This window comes from Microbacterium longlingense (assembly GCF_058349825.2).
This window is the reverse complement of record NZ_JBYRJA020000004.1, coordinates 289,710-311,765: the sequence shown is the minus strand read 5'-3', so window position 1 is coordinate 311,765 and position 22,056 is coordinate 289,710. Positions and strand designations below refer to the sequence as shown.

Here is a 22,056-nt window from a genome sequence, read left to right as displayed (position 1 = left end):
CAGGAACAGTGTCCTGACCGGGCTTTTCTTCTGGTTGTGCTGGTGCACCCCCTGGGACTCGAACCCAGAACCCACTGATTAAGAGTCAGTTGCTCTGCCGATTGAGCTAGAGGTGCGTGGCCGTGCTGGCCGAGAAGCAACGTTACCAAAGGATTCTTCCGATACGAAATCGGCGCGGGAACCGGCCCCCGGCTACGCTGATGGCGTGGCTGACTCCCTCTCGCGTCCCGATCTCTCCGCCGATCTCGCGTTGGCGCTCCGTCTCGCCGATGCTGCCGACGCGCAGTCGCTGCCCCGTTTCGACGCGACAGACCTGACGATCTCGACAAAGCCGGACCGCTCCTACGTCACCGACGCCGACCTGGCCACCGAGCGGGCGATCCGCGGCATCCTCGCCGGAGAGCGCCCCGATGACGGGGTCTTCGGCGAGGAGTTCGGCGTGGAGGGCGAGAGCACGCGGCAGTGGGTCATCGACCCGATCGACGGCACCGCGAACTTCCTCCGGGGCGTGCCGCTGTGGGGAACCATGATCTCGCTCGCCCTCGACGGCGTCCCCCAGGTGGGTGTGGTCAGCATGCCAACGCTCGGCCGCCGCTGGTGGGCTGCGACCGGACTCGGCGCCTGGACGACGACCGACGCCGAGCCGCGCCGCCTCACGGTGTCGGCCGTGACCGATGTGTCAGATGCGAGTGTCAGTTTCCAGAGCATCACGCAGTGGGCTGAGGCCGGCCAGCTGCCGGCTCTGCTGCGTCTGGCTGAGGCGGTGTGGCGAGACCGTGCGTACGGCGACGTCTTCTCCTACATGCTGCTCGCCGAAGGGCGTCTGGAGATGGTCGCTGAGTTCGACGTGAAGGAGTACGACATCGCGGCGGCGGTGCCGATCGTCCGAGAGGCCGGCGGCAGCTTCACCTCCTTCGACGGCGCTGAGACGATCAGCGCCGGCTCGACACTCGCCACTAACGGCGTCCTCCACGATGCCTTTCAGAAGCTCCTGCACACCGACGGGACGTGATGAGAAACACCACGCAACTGGCTCTGGTCGCCGCCGCCCTCCTGATCCTCCTCCCCGGGTGCGCGCCGGAGGCCGCCCCGGGAACACCCGATGCCCAGGCCCCGGCGAGCACCACGGCAGCGACCCCCGGGGCGACCGTCGAGGCGGAGCTCAGCTGCGCGACTCTGACGACCCCCGGCACGGTCACCGCCCTCACGAGCGCCGACTGGTCGCCCGATCCACGCCCCTTCACCATCGGGGCGACCGAGGTGAGCGGAGGCATCACCTGCTTCTGGTCCGATACCGCGGGAACGACCGCCCACGGCCAGATGTTCGGCTGGGCGCCCATCGATGAGGAGACCGCCGCGGCGGCGCAGGAAGACCTGCTCGCGCAAGGCTGGCTTCAGGAGGACGGCCCGGCGGGCCGGTACATCACGGTCGCCGAGAACCTCGCCCTCGAACCGGACGCCGACGGGTACGGCATGACCTATCTGTTCGGCGACGGCTGGGTCAAGGTCGCCGACACCAAACAGGGTCTGCTGCTCATCGAGTGGCCGCGCTGACCGATCCGGCCCACGGGAGGTGCGGGCTCACGAGGAGACCGGCTTCGTGCGCATCGATCCCATCCACGTCGCCACGAGAACCGCGGTGAGCGAGCCTGCCGCCATGATCGCCGCGAGCACCACGATCTGGAACCGGCCGGCCTCCAACGGCGAGATGCCACCGAAGATCGCCCCCACGAACGCGCCCGGGAGCACCACCAGACCCGTCGTCTTGGTCTGATCGATCGAGGGAATGAGGGCATTCGCGATCGAGCGTCGGGCGAGGTCGAGCGTCGCGATACGCGGCGTCGCACCGAGCGCAAGCCAGCCTTCGACCTCGTCCCAGTGGTCGGCGGCGGCGTCGCGGAACAACCGGGCCGTCATCGCGGCAACCGACATCGCTCCGCCGATCACGATCGCCCCGATGGCGAGCGCATACCGCGGCGAGAGCTCCAGCGCCCCCGTGGCGAAGACCGTCCCGACCGCGACGATCACGCCGGCGCCGATCGACACCGACATCATCAGCGCCGAGCTCAGCGACCAACCGGCACGTCCCGTGGCGACGGATGCCGCGATGACGAACATCATCCCCAGGGCGACGGCGATCCAGCGCGGTTCAGCGATGATCCCGGTGAGGATCACGCTGATCACCGCGAGTTGCACAGCACCACGCGCAATGGCGATGACCGGCTCCCAGCGGGCCGGCACGCGGGCCGCCGAGAGCACGATGGTCGTGATCGCCATGAGCGCGACGACGCCCCCGAGGGACGAAACAAGCGCCGACGAATCCGTCACCCGCGGATCCTATCGGGAGCGGGCACGGCGTCAGCCAGGGAAGATCTGTCCGATCGGCTCGCGCTTCTCCGCCTGGAACCGGTCCTCGGTACGTCCGCGGGCCCAGTAACCGGACAGCGACACCTGGGCGCGTTCCAGCTCACGCTCGTCGAAGAGCACGCGACGTAGCGCCTTCATCGACTCACGCTCACCGTGGGCGAAGACGTCGACGCGTCCGTCGCGCCACTCCAGCCCGCGCACCATGTCAGCGAGCAGACCCGACTCGTGGGCGTCAGAGACGATCCAGCGGACGTCGATGCCTTCCGGCTCGTTCAGATCGATCACGGCGTCCTCGGCATCGACCTCGATCAGCACAGTGCCGACCGCGGATGCCGGGAGGGCGTCGACGGCCGCCGCGATCGCCGGCACCGCAGAGAGATCTCCCGCGAACAGGTACCAGGCGGCATCCTCATCCGGACGGTAGCCGCCGCCGGGACCCATGAAGCTGATCGTGTCGCCGGGCTTCGCGGCCGCCGCCCAGGGGCCGGCGAGCCCCTCGTCGCCGTGCACGACGAAGTCCAGGTCGAGCGTGCCCACGGCGGTGTCGACTGCTCTGACGGTGTACGTGCGCGTGACCGGAAGGGACTCCGGCGCCGGCGTCGTGAAGCGCAGCTTGACGTACTTGTCGGTCTCGGGACGATCCTCGAAAGAGGTAAATCCCGCGCCGCCCAGCCGCACGCGCACGAGGTGCGGGCTCAGCTGGAAGGCCTCGACCACCTCGAGTTCGATCGAGGGACGCGGCGCGCGGGAGGACGTACGAGAGGCGAGGGCCATCGGTCAGACCAGCTCCGCCACGGCGGCGTCATAGTCGGGCTCATCGGCCACCTCGGGCACGAGCTGGGTGTAGGAGACGCGACCATCCGTGCCGATCACAACGACGGAGCGCGTGAGCAGCCCCTCGACCGGGCCTTCGGCGAGGGTCACGCCGTAGTCATGGCCGAAACCGGAACGGAAGGCCGACGCCGTCACGACGTTGTCGATGCCCTCCGCCCCGCAGAAGCGGCCGTGCGCGAAGGGCAGGTCCATCGACACGGCCAGCACGACCGTGTTCTCCAGACCGGCGGCGAGCTCGTTGAACCGGCGAACCGACGCAGCGCACGTTCCGGTGTCGATCGACGGGAAGATGTTGAGCACCACGCGCTTTCCGGCGAAGTCGGACGATGAGACCGGGCTGAGGTCCGCGCCGACGAGATCGAACGCCGGAGCTTCCGAGCCGACCTCGGGAAGCTCGCCGACAGTGGTGAGAGGGGTTCCGCGGAACGTGATGGTGGCCATGACTTTCACTGTAGTCCGGCGGCCGACATCGCGGGCGATATCGGCGCCCCCGGTCGGCAACCAGGCTCGGCAACAGGCGAACAGCACCAGAACAGGCGGCTTCCGCCGGCTTCCGCCTGTTCTGGTGCTGTTCGCCTGTTCTGGTGCGAGACCGCGCTCAGCCGCCGATCCGCCATCCGGTCGCGGCGTCCTGCTGCCGCCAGAACTCGGCGAACCGTCCGCCGGCGGCGAGCAGTTCCTCCAGCGTGCCGTCTTCGACGATGCGACCCTCTTCCAGCAGCACCACCCGGTCCGCCGTGCGAATACTGGCCAGGCGATGCGCGACGATCACCCGGGTCCGCGGCAGCGGATCCGCGGTGAGCGCTGCCGTGATCGCTCGCTCGTTCTCGGTGTCGAGTGCGCTCGTGGCCTCGTCGACGAGGAGCACGGGTGCGGGCTTCAGCAGCGCCCGTGCGATGGAGACCCGCTGCCGCTCGCCACCCGATAGCCCAGAACCGGCCTCACCGACGCGGGTGTCCCACCCGTCCGCGACGCGCGTGAGCACCGTGTCTACGCGCGCGAGGGCGGCCACCGCCGCGAGCGCCTCCGGGGAGGCGGCAGGATCACCGACGAGCGCGTTCTCGCGAATCGTCCCGTCGAACAGGTACGGATGCTGGAACACCATGCTCACCAGCGCACGACGCTCCTCGGGGTCGAGGTCGACGGCATCCTGGTCGCCGATCAGCACGCTCCCCCTGTCCGGCTCCTGCAGCCCGGCGATCAGGGCGAGAACGGTGCTCTTCCCCGACCCGGACGGCCCGACGATCGCGGTGGTCGTGCCCGGTTCGAGCACGAGATCGAGCCGGTCCAGGACGGGCGGCGCGTCCGCCCCGTACCCGAATGTCACCCCCGTGAGCACGATGCGCGGGGCGGTGTCGATCGCGGCGGACGCCGCACCCGATGCTGCGACAGGAGCTTCCAGCACCTCGCGGATGCGGCGCAGCGTGACCAGCGATGGCTCCACGCCGCCACTGAGCTCTGCGAGCGTGGTGAACGGCTCGAGGTAGCGTGCGATGACCACGATCAGGCCGATCGCCTCCGGCACGCTCACTGCCCCGCCCACGGCGAGCGCCACCGTCGTCCCCGCCAGGGCGATCAGCGCGACCTGGCTGGCGATGCTGAACAGGATCTGTCCGGGGATCTGCATGAGCAGCAGCCGCATCGTCGCGCCGTGCTGTGCGGCGAGCGCGTCGCCCACGTGGCTGCGGGCCGGCTCCACCCGGCGTGCCGCGCGCAACGCGTGCTGCGTCCGGGCGAACTCGAGGATGCGCTCGGTGAGCGCGCTGTTCGCCTCGGCGGCTGCGTGATCCGCGCGGCGCGACAAACGGCCAGAGGCCACATAGCTGCCGAGCAGCAGCGGCACACCCCCGAGCGCGACGAGGCCCAGCTGCCAGGCGATCGGCATGATCGCCAGAGCGATCGCGATCGGCAGGAGAACCGCCCCCAGGAGCGGCGCGATGAGGTAGACGATGATGCCGACCAGTTCGGGTCCGGTGCTCGCGACCGCCTGCCGCGCCGTCGCCGTCCGCCCGGCGGTGAACCAGCCGAGCCGGATCCGGGCGATCCGGTCGGCGACGGCATGCTGACCGGATTGGAGCAGATCGAACCCGAGAGCGAAGCTCAGCTCCACGATCGCCCAGTCCACGAGCCAGCCGGCGATCGCTGCGAGCGCGAACCAGCCGACCCATGGCCAGACCTCGGCCGGCGTCTCACCGAACAGCGCAGCGAGCAGCGGGACCAGGAGGACCGCCGTCGCCGCACGCAGAACGACGCTCAGCACGGTGAGCCCGAGGTGCATCATGATGCGCCCCCGATCCTCGCGGGGCAGGAGGGAGATCAGGGTCCGGATCATCGCGCGTCCTCCTCGACTCGGTTGTCGGCGTCCGCCGTCATGGTGTGAGCGGCATGGGCGCCGTCGGCATCCCACAGCGCCCGGTAGCGACCGCGCTGCCGCAGCAGCTCGTCATGCGTGCCGGTCTCGGCGACTCGGCCGTGGTCGAGCACCACGATGCGATCGACGCCGGTGATGGTGTGCAGGCGGTGGGCGATCACGAGGACCGTCCGTCCTGCGGTCAGCCGGTTCAGGGCTTGCTGCACGAGATACTCCGACTCCGGGTCGGCGAAGGCGGTTGCCTCATCGAGCACGAGGACGGGTGTGTCGGCGAGCAGCGCGCGGGCGATGCTCAGACGCTGGCGTTCCCCGCCGGACAGCGCAGCATCGGGGCCGAGCACCGTGTCGTACCCCTCGGGCATCCGGAGGATCCGGTCATGGATCTGCGCATCACGCGCGGCCTGCTCGATGCGAGCGTCATCTGCGTCCGGCACGGCGAGGGCGATGTTCTCGCGCACCGTGCCCTGAACGAGCTGCGTCTGCTGGAAGACGAAGCCAACACGCGCGTACAGCTCATCGGCGCTGAGCGAACGGATGTCTTCCCCTCCGACGCGGATCGCGCCACGGGCGACGTCGTGGAACCGCGCGAGGAGGGCCGCCAACGTCGACTTGCCAGACCCGGACGGGCCGACCAGTGCGGTCACCGTGCCCGGGTCCAGCGTGAGCGACACATCATCGAGCACCGGGACGCCCGGCCGGTATGCGAAGCCGACGGCGTCGAACTCCACGCGCCCGGACGGCGCCGCAGCAGCGGGGTGGTCGCCCGTCTCCAGAACAGGTTCGTCGAGCGTGACTTGGATACGACGCGCGGCGAGCAGGCCGCTGCGCAGACCTGACAGCCCGAAACCGATACCGAGGAGACGGGCGCCGAAGGTGGTGCCGAGCAGCAGGAACGGCAGGATGTCGGCCGGAGGCATCGCGCCCCCCGTGATCAGCAGAGCGCCCAACAGGACGATCAGCAGGAGCGATGTCGTCGACCGGGTGGCCATGTCCATCACCGCCTTCTGGCGAGTGAACGGGCGCTGCCAGGCGTCGAGGAAGCCGATGTACTCCCCCAGCCGAGCACGGAAAGTCGATGCCGCGGCGCCCCCGAACACCCGCACGACGGGCTGCCCCTCCAGGTATCCGGCGGCCTCGCCGTTCATCCGCTCCGCCCAGCGCAGCGCCTGCGAGGTCTTCGACCCGGACTGGACCAGCATGATCGTCATGGTCACCACGTAGATCAGCACCGGGACGAAGAGCACGAGCGCGATACGCCAGTCGACGGCGAACAGATACACCAGCACAGCGACCGGGGCGACGACCGCAGCGACGGCGTCGGGCACCGCGTGGGTGACCAGATAGTGCAGGGCGAGGGTGTCGTCCTGCACCAGCTGCTTCACCTGACCCGATCCCCGGGCGTCGAACCAGCCGAGCGGCACGCGCGCGAGCGTGCCGAGCAGCCGCTGACGCAAGTCGCGCTCGAAGCGCGCGTCGACGGCGTGCAACCACAGCAGGAGCAGGGTGGCGAGGAGGGCCCCGGCCGTCATGAGCGCAACGGCCCAGATGCCGACCGTCCACAGCGCCGCCGGCTCGGCGCCGATCAGCATCAGCCGGCCCAGTTCGGCGAGCAGCACGAACGGCGCCAGCTGCACCAGCGTGATGATCGTCTGCAGCACCCCCGCGACGATCAGGCGCGGTCGCAGCGGCGCCAGAAGCCGCCCCGCGGCCTGCGCTCGCCAGGTGCCGCGCGGGGTCGGCCCCGCCGCGGTGACAGCCTCCCCGCCCGTGCTCGTGGTCGCGCCTTCGGGCTGCTCGGAGACGCTCTCCGCCTCCTGTTCCACCTCCGGCTCGCCCGATGTCCGCAGCGTGCCCATGGCTCGGCCGTGCATCCAGTAGGCCTGCAGGTGCTGCTCCGACTTGGGGAAGCCGAACTCACCCTTCAGACGCGCTCTCAGGTGCTTGAGGGAGCCGGACTCCGGCGCGACCCACGCATACCAGTCGGACCAGTCTTCTGCGGCGATCGCATCAGCAAGGGACGCCGGGCCGCGGCGGGCGACCCAGTGCGTGTGCAGCCGCGGGTGCGTCGGGAGCGGGATGAGCCGATCATCCGGGCTGTGCTCCTCGAGATAGAGCTCGATCGGCAGTTCGTCCGGGATGGTCTGCAGAATGCCGGTGATCGCCGGGATCGAAGCGGAGTCGCCGATCAGGAGGTACCCGGCGGGCAGCTCGTCCGGGAGCTCGAACTTCGACGAGCCCATGCTCGTGACCGCGATGGTCGTGCCCGGTTCGGCGGTCACCGCCCACGCGGATGCCGGGCCGGCCGGCTCATGCAGCACGAAATCGACCGCGAAGGCGCCGGTGGCCTCGTCCGCCTCGCTGATCGTGTACGCCCGCTGATGCTCGACGTCGCGCCCATCGGGGTCGGGGAACCAGAACCGCAACCACGCCGTCGGCACAGCCTGGATGTCGTCGAACAGCGTCGGCGATGTCATTCGCACGCGCAGGAACGACGGCGCGAGACGCTCCGTCTCGGTTACGGTGGCCTCGTGATCGCGCCCGCCGAAGCCGCGGATCACGGCCCCCTGGAACCCTCTCTTCGCCATCAGATCCTCTCTCCGGTCGTCCGCAGATCGGCGACCACGTCTTCGACAGGGCGTCCCGGAGGCGCCGCGGACAGCAGCCCGCGGACCACCGCGGTCATGATGAGCTCCACATAGGCGTCGGCGTCGACCTGCGGAAGCCGCCGATGTGCTTCGCCGAGCTGCTCATGGGCGACGAGTGCCGCGGTGGCGCTCGCACGAACGGCGTCGATGCCGTCCGCGCGCTCACGCTGCAGATCCTCGGCGGCGGCATAGCCGATCGCGATCGAGGCGACCGCTCCGCAGAGCACGATTGCCGCATCGGAGGTGTATCCACGCCGCTCCAGCATCTTCGTCTCGTCCGCGAGCAGGCGCCGCCCGGCGTCGCCGCGCGGGAACAGCGTCTGCAGGTAGGACGCCAGGCCCGGGTAGGACAGCGTGTGCGCACGCAGCAGCATCCCGAACGACACCAGGTGCTGCGTGAGGTCGTGCGACGGATCGTCGGCCAGGGTCAGGTCGGCGAGCAGACTCTCCCCCACCAGCTGTTCCAGCCCCCACCGGCCGTCGACATGGCGGTACAGCGCGGTGGCGCTGACCCCGAGATGCTCGGCGACGGCGTTCAGGCTGAGCCGGCGCATGCCCAGCTCGCGACCGACGCGGATGATGTCTGCTTCGTCGATGCGACGCGGCCGCCCGCCGATCCTCACCACGTCCACTCCCTAAGTTAGAGCCTTCAACAAAGGGCATCCTAACCTACATCCGATCGGGAGAGGAAGGGCGCGTCCTGCCCGGAACGACGAAGGCCGCCCCCGGATGGGGGCGGCCTTCGTGACTCCGATGTGCAAGAGCGTCGTGGAGCTGGGGGGAATCGAACCCCCGTCCAACGCTGAGTCTCCACGCCTTCTCCGGGCGCAGTCTGTGCAGACGTTCTACTCGGCTCCGACCTTTGTCACAGACACCTAAGTCGACAAGCCCAGCCTGGGAAGAGTCCCACGTGACGTCCAGACGCCGCCACGCAGCAAGATTCCTAAATGACGCCAGGATCCGTATCGGAATCACATACGGTCTGACGGACTATCGGGCTCGCTTATGCAGCGAGGGCGAAGTCAGTGCGCTTGGATTCGGCACTTATTGGTTTACAGGGAGCGTTAACGAGATAACCCTGTATCCTCGGCCCGCTTCTCGTGGATTCACAGGCGCTGTCGAAACCGATCAGCCCCGTGCGCTTCGTGGTGAAGCAGCCGCTCTTGCACGCTGTGGAGTTGTCACCCGGATGAACCGGGAGCCATGGGTGTGGGAACACCCCAGCATCCCAGACTACAACACGAACGCCATCACCGCCATGCTTCCGGCCGCCGAGACCTGTCGCAGATCGATCTGTGGATAACCGATTCTGCGACGCGGCGGGCGCCTACCGTGATGGGCATGCACGTCCCACGCTTGATCGCCACCGTCGCCGCCGCTGCCGCCATCGCCGGATGCACCCCCACATCCGAGCCCCCGGCTCCCAGCCCCACTCCCCTGTTCGCGAGCGAGGATGCGGCCTTCGCCGCGGCCGAGGAGACCTATCGGGCGTACAACGCCGCGATCAACGCTCGTAACAACGGTGTAGATGGTGGCGACGACCCAACAAGCTTCCTCGCCAGCGATGCGCTCGCGCATGAGATAGCTTCAGCCGAGAGGATCGCAGACCTCGGCGTTCTGATTCGAGGCGACACCTCTGTGACTTCTTTTGCGCCCATCGAGGCGCAGCTGGGTCCGGGCCTGCCCAGGGTAAGAGCATACGTATGTATCGACGTGAGCAACACCACCCTGATCGATAAGCAGGGAAATGATGTCACTCCAAGCCAACGTCCAGCGCGCTCCGCACTAGAAGTGGTGTTCGTTGTCCGAAACGGCGCATTCGTCATCAGCGACTCGCAGACACCAGAGGAGGACCCGTGCTGATCGAGCTCACGGTCTTGCTGACTTCCGCATTCTTGGCCGCATCAAGCCAGGAGTGTAGCCACAACGACATCGTCCTGGGCGTGTGTGCGGGGCCGTCTTCGGTGTTCGTTGAGTTGAGTGAATCGGTGCCTGGTGCTGCGGAGTTCGGTGCGCTGCCGAGCGCAGATGAGGAATCGCCCGACGCTGAAGCCAGCTGGTCGCCAGGAGAGTCCGATGCTTCCGGTCCCGGCGCGGGGGCACGCCCGGGGGTGACCGAATGCGTCGAGGTCGCGGGGAGAATGGCATGCCGACGTACACCGTCAGCGCCCGTGGATGAGCCGGCTCCTGCCGAGAGCGAGACCACTGTCACCCCTGCCGTGACCATCACCGACCTGGCGGAGTTCGTGCCCCAAGCCGGCGAAATCCTCATTGAACCCGTGGGCATCGGGGTGGCCCGACGCCCCACGAACATCGTCATCGACGCCCCGACCCAGGTCATCGACGCCGTCCTGCTGGGCCGGACCGTGCGCGTCCGGTTCACGCCCGAGCAGTTCGACATCGACTACGGCGACGGCACCACCCGCACCACCTCTTCCGGCGGCGCCCGCTGGGACAGCACCGGCGACAGCCCCTTCACCGAGACAGACACCAGCCACACCTACCGGGACCGCGGCACACACACCGTCACCGCGACAGTCAGATACAACGCCGCCATCGACCTCGGCACCGGATGGATACCGATCAACGGCACCATCGCCACCGCCCCCACGACGACGACCTTCCGCGTCTACGAAGCCCATGCCGCCCTCGTCCACCACACCTGCCACGAGGACCCCGCCGGCGTGGGATGTTGAGACCACGTGTCCCCCAGAGCGACGCGCGCCGCCGCCCGGTCACACGACGGACCCACAGCATCCAGAACTAGAGTCGCCCCATGAGCGAGAACGCAGAGGCCTCGGTTCCGGGCGAAGTCACCATCACCGTGCGCGGCGAGCATGAGCTGCGACTGCAGCCCGAGCGCGGCACCGCCCAGCTCACCGTGCGCGGCGAAGGCCCGGAGCGCGAGAGCGTGCTCCGGGACGCACTCGACGCCGCACAGAAGGTACGCGATGCGGTGGCCGAGGCCGGCGACGCCGTGGTCGAATGGCACAGCCAGCAGGCCGCCGTGCGCGCAGAGCGCCCATGGACCAACGACGGGGCACGCCTCGCGCCGATCTATCACGTCGACATCGAGTTCTCGGTATCCTTCGCCGACGCAGCCGCGCTGTCCCTCTGGGTCGCCGACGTCTCGGCGCTCGACCGCATCGAGATCGGCGGCATCGCCTGGAGCCTGACACCGTCCTCGCGCACCACCGCAGAGCAGGAGGCGGCAGCCCGCGCGGTCGGCGTCGCCGTCACCCGCGCAAGCGCCTATGGAAAGGCACTCGGCCTTCGCTCCATCGAGCCGCGCGAGATCGCCGACCTCGGCCTGCTCGGCCACACCGAGTCCGGCGGACGGCCCATGATGGCGCGATCCGCTGCTTTCGACAGCGGTTCGTCGCTCTCCCTGCAGCCGCAAGAGATCGTCGTCTCAGCCGCCGTCGAGGCACGGTTCACGGCACGCTGATCGGCCGCGCAGCGCGCCTGACCCCGCACGCCCGCGCCGGTCAGTCGCGCGAGCGCGCCGCGCCCGTCACGCCATGACGAACGGGGCGAGCTCGGCAGCCAGACGCTCCGAAACGCGTGCGTGGACGGCCGTACCCTCCTCGACGAACTCGGAGGACAGCAGCATCCCGGTCTCATGAATGGCCGAGACCAGGTCGCCCCGGTCATAGGGCACCACCGCGCGCAGTTCGACCGCCGGCAGCGGCAGCGCCTGCTCGATCGCTGCGCGCAACGCGTCGATCCCCTCGCCCGTTCGAGCCGAGAAGAACAGCGCCTTCGGTTCGAGACCGCGCAGCAGCAGACGCTCGTCGTCACTCACCAGATCGGCCTTGCTGAACACCACGAGTTCGGGGACATCGCGTGCCCCGACGTCGCCCATCACGTCGCGCACCGTCTGGAGCTGACCGGCGGGATCCGGGTGCGAGCCGTCGACGACATGCACGACCACGTCAGCGTCGCCGACCTCCTCGAGCGTCGAGCGGAACGCCTCGACCAGCTGGTGCGGCAGGTTGCGCACGAAGCCCACGGTATCGGTGAGGGTGTAGACGCGTCCGTCGGACGTCTCCGACCGCCGCACCGTCGCGTCGAGCGTCGCGAACAGGGCGTTCTCCACGAGCACACCCGCGCTCGTGAGAGCGTTGAGCAGGCTCGATTTGCCCGCGTTGGTGTAGCCCGCGACAGCGACCGAGGGAATCGCATTGCGCTTGCGCTCCGACCTCTTCGCATCGCGCGCCGGAGCAAAGTCGCGGATCTGCCGGCGCAGCTGCGCCATCCGGGTGCGGATACGGCGACGATCCAGCTCGATCTTCGTCTCACCAGGGCCACGCGACCCCATGCCCGCACCGCCCGCGCCGACCTGACCACCGGCCTGACGGCTCATCGACTCGCCCCAGCCGCGCAGACGCGGAAGCAGATATTCGAGCTGTGCGAGCTCGACCTGGGCCTTGCCCTCCCGGCTCTTCGCGTGCTGGCTGAAGATGTCGAGGATGACGGTGGTCCGGTCGATGACCTTGACCTTCACGACGTCCTCGAGAGCGCGACGCTGCGACGCCGCGAGCTCTGTGTCAGCGATGACCGTGTCCGCCCCGACAGCTGCGACGATGTCGCGCAGCTCCTCGGCCTTTCCGCGACCGAGATACGTCGCGGCATCCGGGTGGGGTCGACGCTGCAGCAGACCGTCGAGCACCTCTGCACCCGCGGTCTCCGCGAGCGCAGCAAGCTCACGCAACGAGTTCTCCGCCTCGGTCTGCGCCCCCTGCGGGTACACCCCCACCAGGACGACGCGTTCAAGACGAAGCTGTCGGTACTCGACCTCTGTGACGTCTTCGAGCTCCGTCGACAGACCCGCAACCCGCCTCAGCGCGTGCCGGTCCGCAAGGTCCCACTGATCGCCGTCGGCGGTGGCCCTCGCGACCGTCGTCTCGTCCTGCAGCGCCTGGGCCGCTCCGAACACGCGCACGTCTGCCCGGCGGTCGGCGTTTGCCAGCACCCGCTCCACGGTCTCGTCGTTCTGGCGCGTGTCGTCTGTCGCCTGCGTCATCCGTTCCTTTCTCTCCCGACGCTCTTCCGCGAGCCGCCGGGCCTCTCCACTGTAACCGCGTGGTCATGGCGGGTGGCGCCTGTCCGCTGGGGGCGTAGTGCTTTCCGTGGCATCCACCCCGCTCCGGTACGCTCACGGTATGGCGAGCGACCACTACTTCACCGCGTCTCCGGCGAGCGCCGAGAACCTCCGGCAGATCACCGTCTCGCTCGCCGGCCGCGATGTCGAGGTGACCACAGCGGGCGGCGTTTTCAGCCCCGACCGCCTCGACGCCGGTACCGCGGTCCTGCTGTCGAACTCGCCACCCGCGCCCGCCGACGGCGACTTCCTCGACCTCGGCTGCGGGTGGGGACCGGTGAGCATCGCCCTGGCCATCGCCTCCCCCGCCGCGCGGGTCTGGGCGGTCGATGTCAACGAGCGTGCCCTCGACCTGGTGCGCCGCAACGCCGCACGGCTCGGTCTGCCGAACATCGAAGCGGTGCGCCCAGAAGACGTGCCAGACGACGTCCGCTTCCGCACGATCCGGTCGAACCCTCCGATCAGGGTCGGCAAGAACGAACTGCACGGGATGCTGGAGACGTGGCTGCCGCGGATGGAGGCGCACAGCGACGCGTGGCTGGTGGTCGCCCGCCAGCTCGGAGCCGACTCCCTGCAGAAGTGGCTCACGGCGACGTTCGCCCCCGGCTATGACGTGCAACGCGCGGCCACCGGCCGCGGATATCGCGTGCTGCGCGTGCGCCGCCATACGGCCTGAGACGCACCGCAGGCGGGGCCGCTCGCTCAGGCGAGCGGGATCTCCCCGTGGAAGACGAGGGTCGCCGGTCCCGACAGCAGCACGTGCTCACCGTCCTCCCTCGCAACCGCGCGCACGCCGAGAACGCCGCCGGGCACCTCGACCTCCCAGACATCCGGCGCATTGTCGCCGGCCCAGTAGCGCACCGCGAGCGCTGCCGCAGCCGCACCGGTGCCGCAGCTCAGGGTCTCCCCTGCGCCACGCTCGAACACACGCATCCGGACGCGGCCGATCCCGGCGACGATCAGCGGATCGCCGGGAACGACGAACTCCACGTTCGCGCCGCCGTCGGGGAACGGGGCAAGCTCCGGGCCGCGAGCGAGGTCGACGGCAGCGAGCTTGTCATGCGACGCAAGCGCGACGACGACGTGCGGGTTGCCCACGTCGATGCCGAGCCCCGGGCGCGGCACATCCAGTCCGGCCGCGCGAGCCAGGGGGTCGTTGCCGCTGAGCCGCCAGACGCCGAGATCGACTTCATACCCGCCGGCCTCGGTGTATGTCACCTCCAGCACGCCGTTGCGCGTTCCGATGGGAACCGATCCGCCCGGTTCGATGTCGATCAGACCGCGGGTGCGCAGGTAGTGCACGAAGACCCGGATGCCGTTGCCGCACATCTCCGCCACCGATCCGTCGGCGTTGCGGTAGTCCATGAACCACTCCGCTTCGGCGGGGTCGCCGATCGCCAGCGCCGAGGTGCGGATGACACGCAGCAGCCCGTCGGCGCCGACGCCGAAGTGGCGGTCGCACACCGCCGCTACCCGGTCGGAGGTCACCTCGAGCTCGCCATCGGGATCCTCGATGATGACGAAGTCGTTGCCTGTGCCGTGCCCCTTGGCGAATGCGACCATGCACCCAGTCTAGGAGGCGCGAGCCGGCCGCTCCGATTCCCTATCTCCGGCAGAATCACCGGCGGCGGCGCGCAAGACCCGGTTTCGGGGGGTTGCGCGTGCTTCTGCCTGAGTTGGGAAACGGCCGATACGACGCTCAGTCGACGATCAGACGCTTTCCGGTGTTGGCGACATCGAAGCGCTCATAGCCGAGGGCATCGTAGAAGCCGAGCACGCGCTCGTTCTCGACGCGCACCATCAGCTGCACCTTCGGGCAGCCCATCGCCCGCAGCCGGGTCTCCGCCTCCGCGACGAGCGCACGCCCGATCCCCTCGCCCTGACGCTCGGGCGCGCTGGCGAGATAGTGCAGCCATCCGCGGTGCCCGTCGTAGCCCGCCATCACCGCACCCACCACCGTGCCGTCGTCATCGGCGACCAGAAACAGCTCCGGCTGCACCATGAGCTTGCGGCGGATGTCGGCATACGGGTCGTTCCACGGCCTGGTCAACCCCGCTTCGCGCCACAGCGCGACCACCGCGTCCGCGTCTGCACCGTCAAACGGTCGGACACGAATCGTCATCCGTCACCTTCCTCACTGAGGACATCGTCGAGAGCTGTCTCGCCCGGCCGGACCCATGTCGTCTCCGGGTAACGCCGGAACCACGACGCCTGCCGCCGCGCGTAGCGTCGGGTGAGGGCCTGTGTCTGTTCGATGGCCTCCTCCGCGGTCAGCGCACCGGTGAGTTGCGCCAGGGCCTGTGCATATCCGATCGCCCGCGACGCGGTGACGCCCCGCTCCAAGCCTGCTTCCCGCAGCCCGGTGACCTCGGCGAGCAGGCCGTCGGCCCACATCCGCTCCACGCGCCGGTCCAGCCGCTCCACGAGCTCCGGGCGGTCGACGTGCACGCCGACGACCCTGGTCGCCGGGTGCCACAGTACGGGCGAATCAGGGAGGGCTGCGCCGTGCGTCTGCGCCCCCTGCGCGAGCACTTCGAGCGCACGGACGATGCGCCGCCCGTTGTGCGGATCGACCCGCGCCGCCGTATCGGGGTCGGCAGACCGCAGCCGCAGGTACAGCGCGCCGGGCCCCTCCGCCGCCAGCTCCTGCTCCAGCCGCGCCCGCAGGGCGGGGTCCCGCGGCGGAAACCGGAAGTCGTGGATGACGCTCGACACATACAGCCCGGACCCTCCGACGAGGATCGCGTCGGCACCGCGGGCCTGGATCCGCGTGATCGTCTCACGCGCGAGCGGCTGGTACCAGGCGACGCTGGCCTCCGTCGTGACATCCAGCACGTCGAAGAGATGATGCTCGATGCCGCGGCGCTCCTGCGGGGAGAGCTTCGCCGTGCCGATGTCCATCCCGCGATACAACTGCATCGCGTCGGCGTTGACGATCTCCGCCGCACGCCCCGACGCCCGCAGCCGCTCGGCGAGGGCGAGGGAGAGATCGCTCTTGCCTGTCCCCGTGGCGCCGACCACAGCCCACAGCTGCGGATCGGTCATAGCGGCACCCCGTCCCGGCGATGGCAGAACCCGCCCCGCGGGCAGGGCGCGGCCGTTGCCATACCTCCGGTCACACGCCGATGCGCAGCGTGGGCAGCCCCAGGCGCACCGGACGGGGGACATCCGCGCCGGCAGGCGCCGGAGCACCGCACGACTCGGCCTGCGAGCGATCCCAGGCATCGCCGCCGCGCGTGCGCCGGATGCGCAACGGCGCACCGGTGGGGTCGTCCGCGAGCAGGTGGAACGGCGCGCCGTGCGTGATCCGAACGGTCACCACATCGCCAGGGCGGGGCAGCGCCGAGCCTGCGGGAATCTGGAAGTGCACGAGCCTGTTGTCCTCGGCACGACCGGTGAGCCGGTGCGTCTCGGCGTCCTTCTTGCCCTCGCCGACGGAGACGAGCACCGCGAGCTCGCGCCCGACCTGCTTCTGGTTCTCCTCCAGGCTGATGCGCTCCTGCAGCGCGATGAGTCGCTCGTAGCGCTCCTGCACCACGTCCTTCGGAACCTGATCGGCCATCGTGGCCGCCGGAGTGCCCTCGCGGATGGAGTACTGGAACGTGAACGCCGCGGAGAAACGCGCCGCTTCGACCACGCGCAGCGTCTCCTGGAAGTCGTCCTCGGTCTCCCCGGGGAAGCCCACGATGATGTCGGTGGTGATCGCCGCGTGCGGGATCTTCGCCCGAACCCTGTCGAGAATGCCGAGGAACCGATCACTGCGGTAGGAGCGACGCATCGCACGGAGGATGCGGTCGCTGCCCGATTGCAGCGGCATGTGCAGCTGCGGCATGACGGCCGGCGTCTCCGCCATCGCATCGATCACGTCGTCCGTGAACGCGGCCGGGTGGGGCGATGTGAAGCGGATGCGCTCGAGACCGTCGATCTCGCCCGCCGCGCGCAGCAGCTTGCCGAACGCCTGGCGGTCGCCGAACTCGACGCCGTAGGAGTTCACGTTCTGTCCGAGGAGGGTGACCTCGATCGCGCCGTCCTCCACGAGCAGCCGGATCTCGTTGAGGATGTCGCCGGGGCGGCGATCCTTCTCCTTGCCGCGCAGCGACGGCACGATGCAGAACGTACACGTGTTGTTGCAGCCGACCGAGATCGACACCCACCCGCTGTGCGCGGAGTCCCGTTTGGTGGGCAGGGTGCTCGGAAAGACCTCGAGCGCCTCCAGGATCTCCAGCTCGGCTTCGCCGTTGTGGCGCGCGCGCTCGAGGAGCGACGGCAGCGAGCCCATGTTGTGCGTACCGAACACCACATCGACCCACGGAGCCTTCTGCTGCACGGCGTCCTTGTCCATCTGCGCCAGGCATCCGCCCACCGCGATCTGCATGTCGGGGTTGCGGTCCTTGCGCGCCTTGAGGTGCCCGAGGGTGCCGTAGAGCTTGCCTGCGGCGTTGTCGCGCACCGCGCAGGTGTTGATGACGACGATGTCGGCAGCGTCGGACTCGGCGGCGCGCACATAGCCGGCGCTCTCGAGCGAGCCGGACAGGCGCTCGGAGTCGTGGACGTTCATCTGGCAGCCGAAGGTGCGCACCTCATAGGTGCGCGTGTGGCCATCGGAGCCGCGCGCGGCGGCGGACGGCTCGATCAGCGTAGGGGTCGCGGAGGGAGAGGACATGATCGCCCCATTCTACGAGGCATGGCCCGGAACGACCCGGATATCCCCCTCAGGTCGGATGCGACGAGCCGAGGGGTCCGCTTAGCGTGGGAGAAACGGTGCGAACGCCGATCCTCGATACGAAAGCGATGTGACTGTGCCCCGTCCTCCCCGCAAAACGATCGCCGCGGCCGCGGCCGCCTCCCTCGCGCTCCTGCTCTCCGCCTGCTCCGCCCCCGCCGCGGAGCAACCGGCACCAGAAGCCTCCGCCGCCTCGACCGCCGCGGCCGTCGATATCCCGGCGACGCCCGCCGGGGACGCCACCCGCTGGGTGCTCGAGCAGATGAACGCCGAGACCGAGACCGATCCGGCGGAGTGGGAGCCGCGCCTGCACCCGGACTTCCTCGCGTCGGTGAGCGCCGAGGAGATCGCCCAGATCATCGAAACGCAGATCCGCCCGGCCCGGCCGCTCGTGCCGACGGCGTACCGCGGGACCGAGAACGAGGCGGTCACCACGATCGCCGGCGTGCTGGGCGAGCCGTTCGACCTGTCGATCGTGGTCGACGAGGCGGGCCTGATCACGGGTCTGTTCTTGTCCCCCGTCATGCCCCCGCACACGCCCGCGGCCTCGATCGACGAGGTCGGCCAACGGTGGGCTGCGCTCCCCGGCGACACACGGGTGCTGGTCACCCTGGACGGAAAGACCATCCTCGACAGCGATCCGAACGTCTCCGCTCCCCTGGGCTCGATCTTCAAGCTCTACGTGCTGGGAGCGGTCGCCGATGCTGTCGCTGCCGGCACGGCGAGCTGGGACGATGTTCTCACCGTGACCGACGACGTCCGCAGCCTGCCCTCCGGCGAGCTGCAGGATGCCCCGACGGGCACCGAGGTCACGGTGCGCGAAGCGGCCGACAAGATGATCTCCATCAGCGACAACACCGCCACGGACATGCTCATCGCATACGTCGGCCGTGACGCGGTCGAGAACGCGGTCGCTGCGATGGGCCATCATGACCCTGCGGCGCTGCGCCCGTTCCTCACCACGCAGGAGATGTTCGCGCTCTCCTGGGGCGGCCATGACGATCTGCGTGCTCGGTGGGAGTCCGGTGACGAGGCCGAGCGCCGGGCGGTGGTCGCCGAGCTCGACGGGCGCCCATTCGAGCTGACGGCGGCCAACATCTCGCCGGAGGTCTCGTGGCCGGAGGGTGTGGAGTGGTTCGCCAGCGCGGCCGACATCACAGCCGCGCACACGGCACTGCATGAGCGGGGAGCCACGGACACCGCTGTCACGGAGGTCCTCACCCTGAACCCCGGCGTGAGGATCTCGACCGACGAGTGGCCGCAGGCGGCTTTCAAGGGCGGCTCGAACATCGGCGTCCTCACCGGATCCTGGCGAGCAGAGCGCTCCGATGGCGCCGTCCTCACTTTGGTGGTGCTGTCGTCCGACGACACGGTCATCGGGAGCGAAGCACAGAGCGAGCTGTTCGGCCTCGTGGAGGACGTATTCACGCTGCTTGCGGACTGACCGCCGGCAGCGTCAGCCGACGCACTCGGACGGACAGCGCACCGTCGACTGTCAGTCCGAGTGCGTCTCGGCCGGCCGCTCGAGCCCGGCGAACGGCGCTGCCGCCCTCTCGAAAGCCGGCACGTCCCGCGCTGAGATGGTTGTCACGCCGTAGAAGACGGAGACGCCGGCGACCAGGCCGTCGAACTCCTCGGCGTCGGCGCGCGCCTCGGGGTCAAGGCCGGCGTTCTGAACCGTCACCCAGACCCATTCGCCGCGACGCTGGAAGTCAGCGCTGCGCATCCACGCGGCGCGCGCTTCCTCCTCGGGCTCGACGAGGCGGCGCTCGAACCCCTGCGCGGCGAGAACGCTCTCGACCTCATCGAGCACGCGATCCCACTCTGACGGGTCGATCTCTCCGACGATGCGGAGGTCAGCGGAGTTGTAGGTCGTCAGCATGCTGTCACCGCCGTATCTGTTCCCGGAGTCCGGATGCCAGGCTCCCTCGCCGCGCACCTCGACCGGCGCGAGGCCGAAGCCCGTCGCGAGCTCCGCCGCGATATCCGCGACGATGCGTCGTTCCCGTTCCGCGACCGCCTCCACGCGGGGCGTCGCGATGACGTCGTCCACCGCCGTCCACGCGTTGGCGGGATAGTCAGCCCAGTCGACGGTCACCGCGACGCCCGCGGCGTCGGTGTAGGTGCTCTTCGGCGACACCGCGCAGCCGGTAAGGAGCAGGACCATGATGGCGCCCAACGCGGTCAGCCGCAGCGACCCGCTCATGCGTCACGACCACGGCTCGAGGTCGCCGCGAATCCGGCCAGACCGATCATGAGGTAGATGCCGCCGATCGACCAGACGAGAACCGTCATCATCCCGGATTCGACCAGCCCGGCGGCCATGAGCACCGCCCCGCTCAGCGCGATCACGAGAAAGCCCGGTCGCCATCCGGTGACGAAGAGCACAGCGCAGCTGATGGCGACGAGGATCGCGACGAACAGGGCAGGGGTCCCGATGATCGTCCCCGAGGCGAGGCCGGCGAACCCCACCAGGACCGGAAGCGCGAGCATCACCGCACCGGTGATGCGCCAGAGCGGTGTCGCGCGCAGGTCCAGGCCGTGCGTGATCCGCCACGGCACCAGGACTGCAGCCCAGACCAGCAAAGCGACCACGTGGAAGAAGCTGCCGATGGTCACGCTGGCGAGCACGGCGAAAAGCATCAGGGCGAGGGCGACGCCGAGCGTCACGACCGTGCGCATCCGGCGGGGCACCACCAGCGGCAGGGCAGCGGCGATCGCCGGAGCGAGCGTCACGAGCGCGATGCCCGGACCGTGTGAGGCGATCAGGGACACCTCGACCTGGCCGCCGGAGGCGGATTCGGGTGGGACGGCGACGGCGAACGACGGCAGGAGGAAGGTGACGAACACCGCCGCGACGACCGCTGTCACGACCGCCGCCACGATGAGCAGGCGGAAGGCGGCATCCGCGCGCGCGGCATCGGCATTGTTCTCGACCACCGCAGGGCTCAGGAACAGCTCCTCCCGCGACGCCTGCGCGACCTCTTCGGGCGAGCCGAGGCCGCGCAGCACGTCATCCGTACTGCGGCCGGCCTCCTCCGCGTCGAGCAGGTGTGCGCGCACATCGTCGACGATGGCCGACCTGGCTTGCTCCGGCAGATCGGACAATGCTCGTCGAAGTGCCTGCAGGTAGCGCTGCGCGACCGGGTCCAGGGCCTCGTTCATCACTGTTCCTCCATGTCGATTGAGTGCTCATCGTGTGCGGGAACGCCGTCGAGCACCTCCGCCACGCGGGGTGCGAGCGTTCCCCAGACGGCGCGGAAGGTGTCGAGCTGCGCCCGGCCGCGCGGTGTGACGGCGTAGTACCGTCGCGACCGGGCGCCGGATCCGGCTTCCCACCGTGTCTCGACGAATCCGCTCTCCCGCATCCGCGCGAGAAGCGGATAGAGGCTGCCCTCGCTCGCGGTCAGACCGCGCGCGCCCAGGGTCTCGGCAAGCTCGAGACCGTACATGTCGCGCTGCGCGAGCAGGGCGAGCACACACGACTCCAGAACGCCCTTGCGGATGTTCGTCGCCATCCGCTCGCCGGCTTCGTCCATGCTGCCATTCTTACCTTGCATCGCAAGTATTGCAAGACAAGAGTTCGAGAACAGCCGGGCATGACCGAGGAACGTCATGCAATAATCTGCGTATGAATGCAAATAGCGGATGCACCCTCGGCCCGGACAGCGCTTCCGTCGAGCTGGCCGTCGAGGTCTTCTCGATGCTCGCCGACGCCACGCGGGTACGCATCATCCTCGCGCTGCGAGATCGGGAGCTTCCGGTGAACACGCTCGCGGAGCTGGTGGGCAAGTCGGCGCCGGCGGTTTCCCAGCATCTGGCGAAGCTGCGCCTGGCGCGCATCGTGCTGACCCGCCAGGAGGGGACGAAGGTGTTCTACCGGCTGGCGAACGAGCATGCCCGTCAGCTGGTCGCCGAGGCGATCTTCCAGGCCGAACACTCCCTCAGCACAGACCCGGCGCACCATCGGGGCACGCACCCGGCGCCATCCGAGACGCGCTGATGCCCAGGG

Annotated in this window: 22 protein-coding genes, 1 tRNA gene and 1 other RNA gene; 8 read left to right on the top strand and 16 right to left on the bottom strand. The window is 69.3% G+C overall.

The window, feature by feature from the left end; translation table 11 throughout:
• Positions 1–40: 40 nt before the first annotated feature.
• Positions 41–116 (bottom strand) — tRNA-Lys (locus AC3RXY_RS08260).
• Positions 117–205: 89 nt separating this feature from the next.
• Between AC3RXY_RS08260 and AC3RXY_RS08255 the strand changes: the two genes are divergently transcribed.
• Both AC3RXY_RS08255 and AC3RXY_RS08250 read left to right on the top strand, forming a co-directional pair.
• The gene (locus AC3RXY_RS08255) at positions 206–1,012 is read left to right on the top strand and encodes an inositol monophosphatase family protein (protein ID WP_491510418.1); all 807 of its coding nucleotides are present in this window, start codon (positions 206–208) and stop codon (positions 1,010–1,012) included.
• A complete protein-coding gene (locus AC3RXY_RS08250) occupies positions 1,012–1,554 on the top strand; it encodes a hypothetical protein (protein WP_491510431.1) in 543 nt (180 codons plus the stop codon). The genes AC3RXY_RS08255 and AC3RXY_RS08250 overlap by 1 nt, the downstream gene beginning before the upstream one ends.
• Before the next feature lie 27 nt (positions 1,555–1,581).
• Here AC3RXY_RS08250 and AC3RXY_RS08245 read toward each other — a convergent pair whose 3' ends face one another.
• The 7 genes from AC3RXY_RS08245 to ssrA form a co-directional block, all read right to left on the bottom strand.
• On the bottom strand, positions 1,582–2,328 hold the full coding sequence (locus tag AC3RXY_RS08245) for an ABC transporter permease (RefSeq protein ID WP_491510417.1): 747 nt from the start codon (positions 2,326–2,328) through the stop codon (positions 1,582–1,584).
• A 30-nt stretch (positions 2,329–2,358) separates the two neighbouring features.
• Positions 2,359–3,141 carry a siderophore-interacting protein gene (locus AC3RXY_RS08240; protein WP_491510416.1) on the bottom strand — a complete coding sequence of 261 codons (783 nt, stop codon included), beginning with the start codon at positions 3,139–3,141 and terminating at the stop codon, positions 2,359–2,361.
• Between the two features lie 3 nt (positions 3,142–3,144).
• Positions 3,145–3,642 carry a thiol peroxidase gene (gene tpx / locus AC3RXY_RS08235; protein ID WP_491510415.1) on the bottom strand — a complete coding sequence of 166 codons (498 nt, stop codon included), beginning with the start codon at positions 3,640–3,642 and terminating at the stop codon, positions 3,145–3,147.
• Between the two features lie 157 nt (positions 3,643–3,799).
• Positions 3,800–5,533 (bottom strand): ABC transporter ATP-binding protein, encoded by a 1,734-nt coding sequence (locus AC3RXY_RS08230; protein ID WP_491510414.1) that lies wholly within the window; start codon positions 5,531–5,533, stop codon positions 3,800–3,802.
• The gene (locus AC3RXY_RS08225; RefSeq protein ID WP_491510413.1) at positions 5,530–8,157 is read right to left on the bottom strand and encodes an ABC transporter ATP-binding protein/permease; all 2,628 of its coding nucleotides are present in this window, start codon (positions 8,155–8,157) and stop codon (positions 5,530–5,532) included. Before AC3RXY_RS08225 ends, AC3RXY_RS08230 begins: the two co-directional genes overlap by 4 nt.
• Entirely contained in the window at positions 8,157–8,843 is a 687-nt protein-coding gene (locus tag AC3RXY_RS08220; protein ID WP_491510412.1) for a TetR/AcrR family transcriptional regulator, read from the bottom strand. Before AC3RXY_RS08220 ends, AC3RXY_RS08225 begins: the two co-directional genes overlap by 1 nt.
• Before the next feature lie 140 nt (positions 8,844–8,983).
• Positions 8,984–9,353, bottom strand: a transfer-messenger RNA (tmRNA) gene (gene ssrA, locus AC3RXY_RS08215).
• A gap of 205 nt (positions 9,354–9,558) precedes the next feature.
• On the opposite strand from ssrA, the gene AC3RXY_RS08210 reads away from it, so the two are divergent.
• The 3 genes from AC3RXY_RS08210 to AC3RXY_RS08200 all read left to right on the top strand — a co-directional run bounded on the left by AC3RXY_RS08210 (position 9,559) and on the right by AC3RXY_RS08200 (position 11,665).
• On the top strand, positions 9,559–10,080 hold the full coding sequence (locus AC3RXY_RS08210) for a hypothetical protein (RefSeq protein ID WP_491510411.1): 522 nt from the start codon (positions 9,559–9,561) through the stop codon (positions 10,078–10,080).
• Positions 10,074–10,913: a hypothetical protein gene (locus tag AC3RXY_RS08205; protein WP_498224576.1), complete on the top strand. Its 840-nt coding sequence runs from the start codon at positions 10,074–10,076 to the stop codon at positions 10,911–10,913. The genes AC3RXY_RS08210 and AC3RXY_RS08205 overlap by 7 nt, the downstream gene beginning before the upstream one ends.
• Positions 10,914–10,993: 80 nt before the next feature.
• Positions 10,994–11,665: an SIMPL domain-containing protein gene (locus tag AC3RXY_RS08200; RefSeq protein WP_491510409.1), complete on the top strand. Its 672-nt coding sequence runs from the start codon at positions 10,994–10,996 to the stop codon at positions 11,663–11,665.
• 66 nt (positions 11,666–11,731) lie between these two features.
• On the opposite strand, the gene hflX is transcribed toward AC3RXY_RS08200, so the two are convergent.
• Positions 11,732–13,243, bottom strand: a complete 1,512-nt coding sequence (gene hflX, locus AC3RXY_RS08195) for a GTPase HflX (RefSeq protein WP_491510408.1) — start codon at positions 13,241–13,243, stop codon at positions 11,732–11,734.
• A 139-nt stretch (positions 13,244–13,382) separates the two neighbouring features.
• Here hflX and AC3RXY_RS08190 point away from each other — a divergent pair, with 139 nt between their 5' ends.
• Positions 13,383–13,997: a class I SAM-dependent methyltransferase gene (locus AC3RXY_RS08190; protein ID WP_491510407.1), complete on the top strand. Its 615-nt coding sequence runs from the start codon at positions 13,383–13,385 to the stop codon at positions 13,995–13,997.
• Positions 13,998–14,023: 26 nt separating this feature from the next.
• Here AC3RXY_RS08190 and dapF read toward each other — a convergent pair whose 3' ends face one another.
• The 4 genes from dapF to miaB all read right to left on the bottom strand — a co-directional run bounded on the left by dapF (position 14,024) and on the right by miaB (position 17,984).
• Complete coding sequence (gene dapF, locus AC3RXY_RS08185; protein WP_491510406.1) at positions 14,024–14,884, bottom strand: diaminopimelate epimerase; 861 nt, start codon at positions 14,882–14,884, stop codon at positions 14,024–14,026.
• 136 nt (positions 14,885–15,020) lie between these two features.
• Positions 15,021–15,443 carry a GNAT family acetyltransferase gene (locus tag AC3RXY_RS08180; RefSeq protein ID WP_491510405.1) on the bottom strand — a complete coding sequence of 141 codons (423 nt, stop codon included), beginning with the start codon at positions 15,441–15,443 and terminating at the stop codon, positions 15,021–15,023.
• Positions 15,440–16,366, bottom strand: coding sequence for a tRNA (adenosine(37)-N6)-dimethylallyltransferase MiaA (gene miaA / locus AC3RXY_RS08175; RefSeq protein ID WP_491510404.1), 927 nt, complete (start codon positions 16,364–16,366; stop codon positions 15,440–15,442). The genes AC3RXY_RS08180 and miaA overlap by 4 nt, the downstream gene beginning before the upstream one ends.
• Positions 16,367–16,436: 70 nt before the next feature.
• Positions 16,437–17,984: a tRNA (N6-isopentenyl adenosine(37)-C2)-methylthiotransferase MiaB gene (miaB, locus tag AC3RXY_RS08170; RefSeq protein WP_491510403.1), complete on the bottom strand. Its 1,548-nt coding sequence runs from the start codon at positions 17,982–17,984 to the stop codon at positions 16,437–16,439.
• 130 nt (positions 17,985–18,114) lie between these two features.
• Between miaB and AC3RXY_RS08165 the strand changes: the two genes are divergently transcribed.
• Positions 18,115–19,488: a Cpe/LpqF family protein gene (locus AC3RXY_RS08165; protein WP_491510402.1), complete on the top strand. Its 1,374-nt coding sequence runs from the start codon at positions 18,115–18,117 to the stop codon at positions 19,486–19,488.
• 51 nt (positions 19,489–19,539) lie between these two features.
• Here AC3RXY_RS08165 and AC3RXY_RS08160 read toward each other — a convergent pair whose 3' ends face one another.
• The 3 genes from AC3RXY_RS08160 to AC3RXY_RS08150 are packed head-to-tail and all read right to left on the bottom strand — an operon-like array spanning position 19,540 to position 21,583.
• Entirely contained in the window at positions 19,540–20,211 is a 672-nt protein-coding gene (locus tag AC3RXY_RS08160) for a hypothetical protein (RefSeq protein ID WP_491510401.1), read from the bottom strand.
• A gap of 35 nt (positions 20,212–20,246) precedes the next feature.
• A complete protein-coding gene (locus tag AC3RXY_RS08155) occupies positions 20,247–21,209 on the bottom strand; it encodes an HAAS signaling domain-containing protein (RefSeq protein ID WP_491510400.1) in 963 nt (320 codons plus the stop codon).
• Entirely contained in the window at positions 21,209–21,583 is a 375-nt protein-coding gene (locus AC3RXY_RS08150; protein ID WP_491510399.1) for a PadR family transcriptional regulator, read from the bottom strand. The genes AC3RXY_RS08155 and AC3RXY_RS08150 overlap by 1 nt, the downstream gene beginning before the upstream one ends.
• A 92-nt stretch (positions 21,584–21,675) precedes the next feature.
• Here AC3RXY_RS08150 and AC3RXY_RS08145 point away from each other — a divergent pair, with 92 nt between their 5' ends.
• Entirely contained in the window at positions 21,676–22,047 is a 372-nt protein-coding gene (locus tag AC3RXY_RS08145) for an ArsR/SmtB family transcription factor (protein ID WP_491510398.1), read from the top strand.
• Positions 22,048–22,056: the final 9 nt, after the last annotated feature.

Coding starts and splice junctions, on each gene's coding strand:
- AC3RXY_RS08250 (WP_491510431.1), top strand. CDS start 1,012: ATGAGAAACACCACGCAACTGGCTCTGGTCGCCGCCGCCCTCCTGATC.
- AC3RXY_RS08240 (WP_491510416.1), bottom strand. CDS start 3,141: ATGGCCCTCGCCTCTCGTACGTCCTCCCGCGCGCCGCGTCCCTCGATC.
- tpx (WP_491510415.1), bottom strand. CDS start 3,642: ATGGCCACCATCACGTTCCGCGGAACCCCTCTCACCACTGTCGGCGAG.
- AC3RXY_RS08230 (WP_491510414.1), bottom strand. CDS start 5,533: ATGATCCGGACCCTGATCTCCCTCCTGCCCCGCGAGGATCGGGGGCGC.
- AC3RXY_RS08225 (WP_491510413.1), bottom strand. CDS start 8,157: ATGGCGAAGAGAGGGTTCCAGGGGGCCGTGATCCGCGGCTTCGGCGGG.
- AC3RXY_RS08210 (WP_491510411.1), top strand. CDS start 9,559: ATGCACGTCCCACGCTTGATCGCCACCGTCGCCGCCGCTGCCGCCATC.
- AC3RXY_RS08200 (WP_491510409.1), top strand. CDS start 10,994: ATGAGCGAGAACGCAGAGGCCTCGGTTCCGGGCGAAGTCACCATCACC.
- hflX (WP_491510408.1), bottom strand. CDS start 13,243: ATGACGCAGGCGACAGACGACACGCGCCAGAACGACGAGACCGTGGAG.
- AC3RXY_RS08190 (WP_491510407.1), top strand. CDS start 13,383: ATGGCGAGCGACCACTACTTCACCGCGTCTCCGGCGAGCGCCGAGAAC.
- dapF (WP_491510406.1), bottom strand. CDS start 14,884: ATGGTCGCATTCGCCAAGGGGCACGGCACAGGCAACGACTTCGTCATC.
- AC3RXY_RS08180 (WP_491510405.1), bottom strand. CDS start 15,443: ATGACGATTCGTGTCCGACCGTTTGACGGTGCAGACGCGGACGCGGTG.
- miaA (WP_491510404.1), bottom strand. CDS start 16,366: ATGACCGATCCGCAGCTGTGGGCTGTGGTCGGCGCCACGGGGACAGGC.
- miaB (WP_491510403.1), bottom strand. CDS start 17,984: ATGTCCTCTCCCTCCGCGACCCCTACGCTGATCGAGCCGTCCGCCGCC.
- AC3RXY_RS08160 (WP_491510401.1), bottom strand. CDS start 20,211: ATGGTCCTGCTCCTTACCGGCTGCGCGGTGTCGCCGAAGAGCACCTAC.
- AC3RXY_RS08155 (WP_491510400.1), bottom strand. CDS start 21,209: ATGAACGAGGCCCTGGACCCGGTCGCGCAGCGCTACCTGCAGGCACTT.
- AC3RXY_RS08150 (WP_491510399.1), bottom strand. CDS start 21,583: ATGGACGAAGCCGGCGAGCGGATGGCGACGAACATCCGCAAGGGCGTT.
- AC3RXY_RS08145 (WP_491510398.1), top strand. CDS start 21,676: ATGAATGCAAATAGCGGATGCACCCTCGGCCCGGACAGCGCTTCCGTC.